At 64.3% G+C, this 10,459-nt stretch carries 9 protein-coding genes; 1 reads left to right on the forward strand and 8 read right to left on the reverse strand.

Annotation, left to right across the window (positions count from 1 at the left end):
* Positions 1–3 precede the first annotated feature (3 nt).
* The 5 genes from G6N44_RS28720 to G6N44_RS28740 form a co-directional block, all read right to left on the reverse strand.
* Positions 4–975, reverse strand: coding sequence for a MinD/ParA family ATP-binding protein (locus G6N44_RS28720; RefSeq protein WP_163670670.1), 972 nt, complete (start codon positions 973–975; stop codon positions 4–6).
* Positions 976–1,549: 574 nt separating this feature from the next.
* Complete coding sequence (gene eccE / locus G6N44_RS28725; RefSeq protein WP_064915423.1) at positions 1,550–2,953, reverse strand: type VII secretion protein EccE; 1,404 nt, start codon at positions 2,951–2,953, stop codon at positions 1,550–1,552.
* Entirely contained in the window at positions 2,950–4,323 is a 1,374-nt protein-coding gene (gene mycP / locus G6N44_RS28730; protein ID WP_064915415.1) for a type VII secretion-associated serine protease mycosin, read from the reverse strand. Before mycP ends, eccE begins: the two co-directional genes overlap by 4 nt.
* Positions 4,313–5,020 (reverse strand): hypothetical protein, encoded by a 708-nt coding sequence (locus G6N44_RS28735; RefSeq protein ID WP_064915416.1) that lies wholly within the window; start codon positions 5,018–5,020, stop codon positions 4,313–4,315. Before G6N44_RS28735 ends, mycP begins: the two co-directional genes overlap by 11 nt.
* Positions 5,017–6,411 carry a hypothetical protein gene (locus G6N44_RS28740; RefSeq protein ID WP_131813264.1) on the reverse strand — a complete coding sequence of 465 codons (1,395 nt, stop codon included), beginning with the start codon at positions 6,409–6,411 and terminating at the stop codon, positions 5,017–5,019. The genes G6N44_RS28735 and G6N44_RS28740 overlap by 4 nt, the downstream gene beginning before the upstream one ends.
* A gap of 173 nt (positions 6,412–6,584) precedes the next feature.
* Between G6N44_RS28740 and G6N44_RS28745 the strand changes: the two genes are divergently transcribed.
* Positions 6,585–7,031 carry a helix-turn-helix domain-containing protein gene (locus G6N44_RS28745; RefSeq protein WP_064915418.1) on the forward strand — a complete coding sequence of 149 codons (447 nt, stop codon included), beginning with the start codon at positions 6,585–6,587 and terminating at the stop codon, positions 7,029–7,031.
* Between the two features lie 37 nt (positions 7,032–7,068).
* Here the strand turns inward: G6N44_RS28745 and G6N44_RS28750 are convergent, their stop codons facing one another.
* The 3 genes from G6N44_RS28750 to G6N44_RS28760 form a co-directional block, all read right to left on the reverse strand.
* Positions 7,069–7,464, reverse strand: coding sequence for a hypothetical protein (locus G6N44_RS28750; RefSeq protein WP_064915419.1), 396 nt, complete (start codon positions 7,462–7,464; stop codon positions 7,069–7,071).
* 607 nt (positions 7,465–8,071) lie between these two features.
* Positions 8,072–8,470 carry a hypothetical protein gene (locus G6N44_RS28755; RefSeq protein WP_064915420.1) on the reverse strand — a complete coding sequence of 133 codons (399 nt, stop codon included), beginning with the start codon at positions 8,468–8,470 and terminating at the stop codon, positions 8,072–8,074.
* 349 nt (positions 8,471–8,819) lie between these two features.
* Positions 8,820–9,803 carry a ParA family protein gene (locus G6N44_RS28760; protein WP_163670672.1) on the reverse strand — a complete coding sequence of 328 codons (984 nt, stop codon included), beginning with the start codon at positions 9,801–9,803 and terminating at the stop codon, positions 8,820–8,822.
* Positions 9,804–10,459: the final 656 nt, after the last annotated feature.

Genomic DNA, 10,459 nt, shown 5'->3' on the forward strand with positions numbered 1-10,459 from the left:
CCCTCAGCGGTGAGACGGTTCAAAGATGGTGTCAGGCCGGCGATACGGGCCGACGCTCTTATCGGGCCGGCGCGGCTTGTCGAAGTTGTCCGACAGGCGGGCAGCGACTTCGGTGATCCGACGAAGCACCGTGCGGTTGACCAATCTCAAGTTGATCTCGGTGCCCTGATCGATGTGAGGATCAAAAGGCATCTCGAAGACACGGTCCTCCCCCACAACTTTGGCGAATTGCGCTTTGACTTCATCGATATCGGCCGACTCACGTCCCCGCTTGGTGTGGTTAATGACAACCACAGCGCGCGCGATCAGACCCGGGTGGCCCTTGGCCCGGATCCAGTCGAGGGTTTCGCCGGCCTTCTTGGCGCCGTCGATCGAAGTATCGGCGACGATCACCAAACCCCACACCGATTCCAAGATGGCTTGGGCAGCGCTGCCGAACAGCCCGGTTCCGCAGTCAGCGATCAGGATCGGGTAGTACGGCGAGACGATCGCGGTGGTCGTCTGCCAGTCCGCACCACTGAATTCCCGCTTGGCATCGACGTAGTCCTGGGCAGCCAGCACCTCTAGGTTGGCCTCATTCATCGACGTGTGAGCGCGAACAGAGTTGTAGGAGTTCAGTTCCCTACCTGCGGCCACCAATTGAGCCAGCGAATGTTCCGATTCCTTGCGGGAGCGATCAACGAGGTTTCCTGAGTCCGGGTTGGCATCGATGGCCAGCACCGGATTGGCCCGCACCTTAGCCAGAACCGATCCAAGCAGCACAGTGATTGCTGTCTTACCCACTCCCCCTTTAAGACTCATCACTGCGACCTCGTAGGTCGAGTTGGCGGCGGCGGCATGCGGGTCGGTAACGATCTTGCGGATCTTGGCGTGCAGCTCGCGCTCATAGGTCTCGTCAGGCGACAAGCCCAGGTTGATCCGGGTAAGCAGCATAAGCCAACGGCGCCAACCCTTCTCGGGTGGCAGCTTGGCCATCGCGCGCACGGCGACGTGGGACATGGATTCGGCAGCACGGGACGGGACCACGCTGGCGTTCACCGCGCGGGGCTGCTGATACTGGTAGGCCTGTTGGGCCGGAGGGTTCGGCATCTGGACCTGCGGTGCCGAAGGGAACGGCGGAGCCGGCACTGCCTCTTGCCGCGGAGGAGCCGCCGATACGGCCGGGGGCCGGCTCACGGTGGGCATGGAGATCTGTTGGGTCGTCTCATGCACACCGTTGCTGCTGTAGCCCGGCACCTGTGCAGTCTGAGTGGGTCGGTTCTGCCAGAGATTCGAATGCGTCGGCATGGTCATGCTGCCGTCGCCCGGCGGCTGTTCCTGGGGCGCTGGGATCGGAGGCGGAGCCGGAACCTGGGGCGGAGCGACAGAGGGCGCCGCCGAATCGGGGCCATCGACGATGGCGTCGATGGCCGGTCGAGGATAGGCCCCGGGAGTGTTATCGGACATGGAAACTCCTATTCGTCGGCACCGTAATGCCTTTCAAATGACGGTAGCGGACTTCAGGTGGGCTCTGATGCGCAAATTTTGGCCAGTACTACTGCGGGCGGGATCATGTCAGCGTCGCCACTTCCTCCCGAGGTCGAATCCAGGTGATCGGCATCCGGCCCCGCTCGGTCACGATCTCGCGGTCGTTGAACTGCACAATGTGGCTGGAGCGGTGAGTTACCAACCACGTGCGCGCCCGACTCGGCCATTCCAGGTATGCGTCCTGGCCGAAACTGGCTCCCACTCGCTCAGCGACGGCACGCCAAGCCGGATCGGCAGGTAGCCGGATGATCGCACCACAGGCCGCAGCACGCACGATCACCTGCACCGTAACCATCGGGTCAGCGATGTGCAGCACAGAGTCGACCGTATCCAGTGGCAGGTAGACATGGGATTCGCTGTGAGCGGGGTTCTCGGCGTTGCCTGGCACGACACCTACGAGAAGTCCCGCCGAGCCGATAGGAATGTCCCAGTGGGTGTCGGTGACCGGGGTCTGTCCGCTCAGGCCCGCGATCTGGCTTCCCCGCAGACGTGTCCAGCCCACGGGATTGAGCTTCATCCGGCCGACCGTGGACAGGGCCACCACCGAACGCGGCGGCTGGCCCACCGCGAGCCGGGTCCGCGTCACCGTCCGGTCAGCACGTACCGACCACCACTGGTCGGGCCCCCCTGGGGCGGAAAACACCGTGGTGTAGTCGTCGCGGCCGTGGATGTCTGACCAGTTCTCCTTCTCGACCTTGCCGGGATCGGTGAGCTGATCGTAGATACGGAAGTCCGACGACACCCGGGCCTCGACACCGTGGCGCGACAGTTCCTCAGCGAGGCGGGTGGCGGCCGAGACCGCGGCTGCAGCCACACCGGGGATTCCGCTGCCGCGCCACTTCGCTGGCTGCAGGGCCGTCTTGGGGTCGAGTCGCACAACCAGGAATGTGCGTCGCACAGCCGGGCACGGATCGTTGGCGATCATCTGCTCGTAGAGCTGGTGGACCGTGCGGGGGGCTTTGCGGGCGACCCGCCAGCCGGCGGAGACCACGTCGACGGTGACGGGGACGTCCAGCTTGGCGATGGTGTCGGCAATGAGCTTGGTGGAGACCGTATCGTCGTGAAGCGTCCGCCCGGAGTTCAGAACGATGCTGAACGTGAACGGCCGCGGATGCAGGGCGATGAGAGCAGTGAGGGTATCGCCCTCCCACCGGACGGCGACATCTTCGCCTGGCATGGCCAGCGCGCCCCGATCAGCGCGAGAAATCACGGGCAACTGGTGGCGACGGCCCCTGATGTTGATCAACAACCTGAGCCACTCCGTGAACAGGCGGCTATCGAAGGCGAAGGTGGCCAGCATGATCACCAGCACCGCGCCGGCCAGTCGGGCCCACCACGGCCAGGGCATCAGGGCCAGGCCCACGATGAGCGTCGCCGCAACGATCACATGCGGGGTGGATTGCTTGATGGAGAAACGCCCGATCATCGTGAACCCACCGCCCGTCGGATCAGCCACACCGCGGCGGCGACGACCGCGCTGCCCGCTACGACCAGCAGGACCAACGTATTGGGCCCGCGATCAGGGACATATGGCGGCGGTGGCGGCGGGATCTGTTTGGTCGGGAACGTCGGCACCTGCGGCCCAAGCGGTACATCCCAGGTGAGTGCGGCCAGTGCGTCGACAGGACCGTATCCCACGGTGTTGTCGCGGCCCGCGCCTGGATGTCGGGCGGTGCGCAGGATGCGGTCCATCACCTGGTTGGCGGTCCAGTCGGGGTACTTCGCGCGCACGAGCGCAGCGACACCGGCGACGTAAGCACTGGAAAATGAGGTCCCGTTGATGTCGACCGGCCCTTCGTCGCCCGGTCGAGCATTGACCGGGGCGTTGTTGAACAGGGCGACTGAGCGTTCTCCCGGGGCCGCGGCCGCGACCCATGGCCCGCTCATGGAGAAGTCGGCGGGCTTGCCGCTTTCAGTGATGGCGCCCACGGACAAGACCAGGGGGCTGTACCAGGCGGGGCTGACCACGGTCTTGACGTTGCCCCAGCCGAACGGGTCGTCGGGCTTGTCTGCACTCGGCGGCGGGTTCTGGACACAGCTGCCACCCAGACCCCCTTCGTTCTGATTGCCGGCCGAGGCAACCACGACTGCGTCCTTGTCGACAACGGCATAGCGCACCGCGGCGCCGAGCGTGTTCTGGTCGATGCGCTCGGTGGCCTTGATGCATGCCGTCAGGGAGATGTTGATGACGCGAGCCCCGAGATTGGCGGCGTGCACGATCGCGCGGGCCAAGGTACGGATCGATCCAGCTGCCTCAGACTGGTTGGGGTCGTTGGGATCTCTCTGGGCGCTTGTCGGTGAGAATGCCTTGGAAGTGTGTCGGATGGAGACGATGCGGGCCTCGGGCGCGACACCGACAAACGCGTCTTCGGGCGCGGGTCGACCGGCGATCAACGATGCCACGAGACTGCCATGGGCATCACAGTCCGACAGCCCGTTGCCATCGGGGGTTATGTAGTCCCCGCCAGGTTCGGCCGGGACCCGAGGAGAGCCGTTGACGCCGGTATCGATCACGGCCACCAGGACGTCCTTGCCGGTAGACCACTTATGAGCCTCGCCGAGTTGCAGATAGCGCTGCGACCACTGTGCGTCGTTGAACACCGCGCCTTCGGTGGCGAAGGCAGCCATGCACGCCTTGCGCTGCTCCAGAGGTTGCTCCGGGCCCGTCGTATCGGGAGGCACTGCTGCCGGATCGATCACCGGCGGCGCGATCGCCGCTGCTGGCGGCGCAGTGAGCATCGTCAATGAGACCGTGGCCGCCAGGGCCAGGCCGCGAAGTGTCCAGTTAGTGCTCATAGCCTGGTCCCACCACACCTTCAGGAGTTAGTACATAGTCGGCCTGGTCCCACAAATCGGTTCCAGGAGTGAGGATTTGAGTCAGCTCCACGTCCACCATCTCTTCCATGTACTGGCCGTAGATGAGGGGTTCGAGGATCTGGAGCGCCGAGCCGATGTCACCGGATCGAACGAGACGGTCCAGCGCCTCGATATCGCGCTCGTGGACGCTGAGGATGACCTCCACCTCGCGACCGGATTCTGCTTGTAGCCCGCCGGTAAGCGTATTGAACTCGACACGAACAAGCAGGGTGACGCCCACGCCGATCGAGTAAATGATCCGCTCGATTCGATCCCGTTCGGCCCGGCTGCGCCGGCCGCGGCCAGCCAGCCACGACAACGTCTTTCGCACCGAGAGCCCGAAGGCATCGGCTGTGCGTTGAATGCCACCCAGCCGCCACACCGCAGTTGCGCGGTTGACCGCAGCTACACCCGACGGCGGGACACCGTGACGATTCCAGTCGCGCAGCGTACGCGCGGCACGGCCCGTCGCCTGGGCCACCAGGTTGCGGATCTCGTGAGCTTCCCCCCGGTCGCGAGCGGTGGACAGCAAGTGGCTGTATCCCGCGGCGCGCATCGGACGGTTGGGTCTCGGCTCGTCGTCGCCGGCGGCCGCGGCGCCCAGCGGAGTCAGGAATCCCCCATCCCCCGACGTCATTTCGGTTGTCCTGTGCGGGTGGTTCGGGTCAGCTTGCGCCAGGTCTCGACCGTGTGGGGTAGCTCCTCTTTGACTCGGTACTTGCCGTTGGCCGTCGAGGGGTCGGTGAGAAAGGAGCTGTCGGCTCGCGCGGGCAGACGGTAGATCCAGGCGTCGGCTACGCCGGCAACCGGGAGCAGCCCGTTGTAATCGCGCTGGATCTTGGCTTGGTAGCGCAAGCCTCGCGCCCGCACGTCGGCGCGAATGCAGCCCGACCAAACCAGCTGGCTGTGCACTGTTTTGGCCGAGTACTGCGAGGACACGTGGCTGTAGTAGCGCGCGTAGATCTCTTTGAACAGTCGGTCCAGAGACGGATCGCCATCGGCCTCGGCGATCGCGTCGCGGATCTTCTTGGCCCAGGCGCCCAGCTTGACGCTGGTTTGCGGCCACACGTAGGCCTCGCCGATCTCCAGATCAGAGCTGTCCATGCCGTGGCCGCCGTCAGCGGTGGGCTCAAGCATCTGCTTGATGGTGCGTGTGCAGGCCCAATCGGTGACCGGCTCATCGACACGTTGGGCCGGATGCACTTTGAACGACTCGGGAAGATTCAGATAGCTCAAGGCGGGGAACGTAACGAGGGCGACGGCCACCGGCGGATTCTTTTCAGCCCAGTCGATGTCTTCGGCGTTGGGAAAGTGTTCGGGTGCGCCCACCCCCAGCGGCGTAGTCCCCATCGCGGCCAGAACGGCCCGCCGCTGGTCGGTGACGACGAGTTTCCCTCCGCGCACGGGCTTTTCGGCTGCCCAGTTGGTAACGGGCTCCAGGCGCGTCGGCGTGAGCTGAGCCTCGGTGAGCGGCCACTGCCCCTCGGGGGGAAGAGGATTCCAGGTCTGCTCGGCGATGCGTGCGCCCAGCTGAGCCGCCGGTCCCGCGGCTTCGATACCCAGATGGTCGTTGATCCAGCGGACACGGTGGATGATCTCGCGCACCGGGTCGTCAGTGACCAGGTTGTCGATGACGCCGCGATTGCCGTCGGTGATCATGCCCAGGCGGGCGGCGATGACCTCGGCGATCACCTCGTCGCGGCGGGCCCACGAGCGGCACACGCGGAAGCGGTAGGCACGTTTTTCAACGATCGCGTTGGAGTCGAGGACTTTGTAGGCGTCCAGCACGGAGTCGTGGACCGCTTCTGCGGTCGCCTTGACATCCTCGGGGTTGTCCAGCCACCCGTACCGTTGCGCCAGTTCGGCCCCCAGCAGCCAAAAGACAGGGGCGTGCGCGCCCCGCTTGGTGAGCCATTGGGTGAGTTTGACGACGTCGGTAACAGTTTGGGGGGACTTTTCGACGATCACTTCGCCGTCGGGGCCGATAACGCAGTCGTCGAGGACGAAGACGTGGGCTTGCTTGGCCACCAATTTCCCCTACCCGTAGCTGTATGTACCCCCATATTCTATGGGGGAACGAAGGGCCCATGATGCACATTCTTCCCATACTTTTCATGGGTATGATGAGGGAGGGTTCAGCAACTGCGGAAGGGTTAGGTGATGGCGCTATCGATCGGGCTGTCGTGCGCGACTGAGCCGACGTGCCAACGGAATTCACGCCCGCGTTGACCTCGACCCCAGATCGACAGACGACCACCGCGCCCACCGAAAGCCACGGCGGCCGGCGGATGACCGGTGCGCAGCTGCGCGTCCAACGGGAGTTCCTAGGCTTCAGCAGAGCCCAGCTGTCGGAAGTCCTCGGTATCACCGCCGGAGTGATCGCTGACTGGGAAGACGGTCGCGACCCTACGCCGTACCACCTTCCTGAACGCATCGCAGCGATTGTGACCTTCACGGAGAACTACCTGAAGGAGCTCGTCGCCGAACACGTCGGCCCAGGCGTCGTGATTACCTATCGGACAGATGCGGGCTACGCCAAGCATCACCCAAACCCGGCCTACACCGCGTCGTGGCATCGCAGGGTGTGCGGACGCTTACTTGAACGAAACGCCGCCCTGGTGATTGAGTTCTACGACTCGGCAAAGTGAACCCGGTCTGGCGCCGGCGGGATCACCCCTGGATCAATTAGGCCTTCGGGGCAGAATCAGGCAGATAGTGCTTGGCCATCAAGAGCCGGACTTCATCCTTCACCTTGGCGTCGCGTAGGACGCGCTGCAGGTCCATCTCTATGACCAAGTCCTCGTCGAGATCCAACGTGATGCGTTTGGTCGGCTCGTCCCGTTCGAGCGGGTACACGCCCGGGCTTACGTCAGGTGACGTTTTGTAGTGACGCTCAAGCTCAATGCGCGCCACAGCCACGATCGGGGTTCTGGTGCGGATCGACTGGATCTTCATCGCCTTGTGCAAGTCCAAGCCCACATCGAGCGTGAATTTCACCAGCTTCTTGGCCCCGACATCGTCGGGAGCCTCCGGTTGCGCCGAATTGGGGCGCGGAGCCGGCGTCTCGCCTTTGGAGGTCATAGGCGCATTCACCTATCCCCCTTGCGACAGTTGGAAGGCCCTCGGAACCACAACAATGATGGTACCCACTTTTGACCCGTAAACCCGCGATTCCGTACACCCGTTTTACCGCAGTGCCGCAGTGCCGCAGTGCCGCAGTACCGCTGCACCGCTGCACCGCGACGCCGTACCCCCGTCATACCGCGATACCGTTGCGCTGTGGAGCCGTGATACCGCAAAACCGTAGAACCGCACTACCGAGGAACCGTAGTCCCGTCATACAGTAGTGCAGTAGGACCGTGTGCCCGTATTGCCGCAGGCCCGTACTCCCGAATAGCCGTAATCCCTTAGTGCCGTACACCCGCTGAGCCGTACTCCCGTAATACCGTACGGCTGTACTGGCCAGGGTGAATCCCGTTAGCGTATGCCGGACAAACTCCGGCTTTCGGCAGTAAACCGCTCGCTGACCCCACACGGTCGAAGCGCTGCGTCGACGCAAGACGGAGAGCCCTGTCAGAAGAACATGGCTCCCCCAGGCAAGCCCTGCCAGACCCGACTTCTACCCGCCGGCCACTCCAGGGCCAACAAGACCCATCGCGACATCGGGCCGCGGCCCAACCAGCGGCACTCAGCCCTCCGGCCTCTGCACTGGCTTCTTGCCACGCTTGGCTTTCGCCGGCAGCAAATGGTGTTCGAGCACCCGGGCAATGAACTCAGAGAACGCATCGACCTTGACGGCTGCCATCCGTCCCTCAATCCACTCGCGCTGCGGGGCACTGAAGGAGATCCGCGCCTCAGTCAGAGGCGTTGACGACTTGGCACGCGTTGTCGACGACGGCATCAACCATGGGTCCGCGCTCTCAGAGACCTTGAACAGATCCGCCAACACATCATCAGGCGACTTCTGTTGGTCGGCCGCTTCCTTCGCGATCTGGGCGAATGCGTCCTGAACAATCTGCGCGTAGTCCTTGACCTTGAGCCGCTTTGTGGTCGTGAGCTGCTTATAGGCCTCGGCAGTCAGGTACACCGACGACGCGGATGCTCCTCTGCCCGCAGTCCCGGTGCGCGGTCGCCGCGGCCGAACAACGGTCCGAGTGCTACCAGCACCACCGCCGTTGTCCGCAGCTGCAGTTTCGTCTCCCCCCGGGGAGGCGGACTCCAGGTTGTCGGCAGGCACCGCGGGAGTGCTTTCAGCAGGATCTGCCGGCGGGATCGGCTCTGAAGGGGGAGGTGTCGTCTGGGCTGGCTGCGCCGCGGCTGCGGCACGAGCAGGCGTATCGAGCAAACCCTGCAGCCTGCTCCCCCGCCCCGACGCGGGGGCCCCGCCGAACGCGCCGGCCAAGTTCTTATGGTTCGCATTCCCGTTCGAGGCCATTTCAGATCTCCTCCCCCGCTGCCGCGTCTTCGCTGATCAATTCGTTCATCCTCATGAGCACCTCTGCTGCAAGGTTCTCGTAGTCCTCGGCCAACCCCTTACTGGTCCCAGCCCCGGTGCCCACCACATCGTCACTGAGCTTCTGGCCTGATCGCAGAGCTGCAAGTTTCCTACTCTTGGCATCGGTGCTCGCCGACTCCAGCTCGTGGGCCAAAAGCCCGTGGCGGCGAGAATCCTGCATCGCCGAATCCGAGTGACGAATGATGGCGTCGAAGACGGGCGAGACACCACCAAGAATCCGCTCGACCGTGTCCCGCGCGCGGGCTGCAACCCGTGTGGCCTGACTTCCGATGCCAAACCTCACCACGCCGCCAAGGCTCAACCAGGGGTTGTCCAGCTTCGCCGGCCCGAACAGATCCGCAATTGTCGACAACCCGTCGATGCTCGCGTCGTCAGCCTTGACCGGAATGACCACCATGCCGGCCACCCGCAACACCGCTTCGAGCGCAGTGATATCAACCGGTGGGGCGTCGATCAGGATCAGGTCATAGGATCGACCCAGGCCGATGATCTCCCGCTGGATGGCATCGGCGAGGCTCTCCTTGGAGTTCGCCGCGAAGTACTTGTAGATGCGCTCCAGTCCCCCACCGCCAGCGATCAGATCAACGTTGGGCCGCACCTCGGTGTACAGCGGCGGTGGCGCACTCGGGGACTTCAACAGCAAGGCCGCTGCATGCTGTTCACCATTAGCGTCGATCACATCCTTGATCGACTCGTACTCATCGACCGGCAGGCCGTAGTCGCGAGCGCAGTTGCCCTGTGGATCCAGCTCAAGCACCAGCACCCGATAGCCGGCCTGGCCGTAGAGGCCGGCCAGGTTCGCCGTGGCGCTGGTCTTCCCGACTCCGCCCTTGCCGTTTGCGAACGCGATCACCCGGAACGGCGATGGCACCACTGAGGCCAACGCGTGGACTGGTGCAGTCAACTCCGTCATCATTCCTTACCCTCCCAAGGGTATTTACGCCCGGTAACGCGCGTCGGATGTCGCGCCATATCGCGCGTCATTCCCCGCATGTCCACGGGCGCAACGTCACGCGCGATTAGCGCTGATACTAGCGCACCACACCGAGCGTTGCATCACGCGTTGCATCACGCGTTGGTAACGCCTTGCGGCTCGCGGTATATACCGCACCACGCACCGCTCCATGAAGCGCGCACTATCGCGCCCCGCACGGTGCGCATATCAGCGCTGAATTCGGGGCGGTTGTGAGCGCGACATATACCGCGGTGCAGTCGCCCATCAGTACGCGTGGCCATCCGCCCACTAGGGCGCGTCTGATCACGCGTGCTAGTACGCCTATTGAAAGGCGGCATATGACGCGGGCGCGTACGCGTTGCGACGCGCCAATACATGGGCGTACCTGAAGGCGTGCACCAGCGCGCACTCGTACGCGTGCTACAGCGCGTATGACGGGCGCAGCAGCTAGCCCGCCAAACCGCGTGGCATTGGGCTCTGGTACTCGCGCGCTCAACCGCGCGGCATCCGCGTGGCCCAACACGTGGGAGTCCGCGCAGGCCCGTGCGCGACCCAACGCGCCCCGTCGGGCGCAGTGCAGGGCGCGAGGTATCACGCGCAAGTAT

Source organism: Mycolicibacterium alvei, assembly GCF_010727325.1.
Classification (GTDB): Bacteria; Actinomycetota; Actinomycetes; order Mycobacteriales; family Mycobacteriaceae; genus Mycobacterium; species Mycobacterium alvei.

What these genes read in the sequence shown, in the direction of transcription:
- G6N44_RS28720 (WP_163670670.1), bottom strand. Translation starts at nt 975, where the DNA reads ATGGCCAAGCTGCCACCCGAGAAGGGTTGGCGCCGTTGGCTTATGCTG.
- eccE (WP_064915423.1), bottom strand. Translation starts at nt 2,953, where the DNA reads ATGATCGGGCGTTTCTCCATCAAGCAATCCACCCCGCATGTGATCGTT.
- mycP (WP_064915415.1), bottom strand. Translation starts at nt 4,323, where the DNA reads ATGAGCACTAACTGGACACTTCGCGGCCTGGCCCTGGCGGCCACGGTC.
- G6N44_RS28735 (WP_064915416.1), bottom strand. Translation starts at nt 5,020, where the DNA reads ATGACGTCGGGGGATGGGGGATTCCTGACTCCGCTGGGCGCCGCGGCC.
- G6N44_RS28750 (WP_064915419.1), bottom strand. Translation starts at nt 7,464, where the DNA reads ATGACCTCCAAAGGCGAGACGCCGGCTCCGCGCCCCAATTCGGCGCAA.